The sequence below is a fragment of the Rhodococcus sp. R1101 genome (genome assembly GCF_000278445.1).
GTDB classification, from domain to species: Bacteria; Actinomycetota; Actinomycetes; order Mycobacteriales; family Mycobacteriaceae; genus Rhodococcus; species Rhodococcus gordoniae.
Genome location: NZ_AJVB01000963.1, coordinates 1 through 406 on the forward strand (window position 1 = coordinate 1; position 406 = coordinate 406).

1 protein-coding gene and 1 pseudogene are annotated in these 406 nt (G+C 65.3%); both read left to right on the forward strand.

Annotation, left to right across the window (positions count from 1 at the left end):
• A pseudogene (locus R1101_RS30530) lies at nt 1-148 on the forward strand (ABC transporter permease); the annotation flags it as partial.
• A gap of 4 nt (nt 149-152) precedes the next feature.
• A partial coding sequence (locus R1101_RS29115) for an ATP-binding cassette domain-containing protein (RefSeq protein ID WP_037225503.1) occupies nt 153-406 on the forward strand: 254 nt, incomplete at its 3' end.

The following is a 406-nucleotide window of genomic DNA, read 5'->3' on the forward strand; positions in this document are numbered from 1 at the left end:
GGGTCTGCAGATCAATCTGGGCCAGAGCTATCTCTCCACCTCGCCGCATCTGGTGCTGTTCCCGGCAGGTTTCCTGTCGGTCACGGTGCTGGCCTTCATTCTCATGGGTGATGCGCTGCGCGATGCGCTCGACCCGAAACGGAGCTGACGCAATGAGTCTCGATATGCGCGAGAAGACCACCCCCGGCGCCCCGATCCTGCAGGTCTCCGGTCTGACCATCGACTTCGAGGTGGACCGGACGTGGCGGACCGTCGTGCGCGACGTCTCGTTCGAGGTGGCGCGTGGAGAGATCGTGGCGATCGTCGGCGAATCCGGTTCCGGCAAGTCCACGACCGCCATGGCGGTACCGGGTCTGCTCGCCGACAACAGCAGGGTCGACGGCAGCATCACCCTCGGCGGACGCCA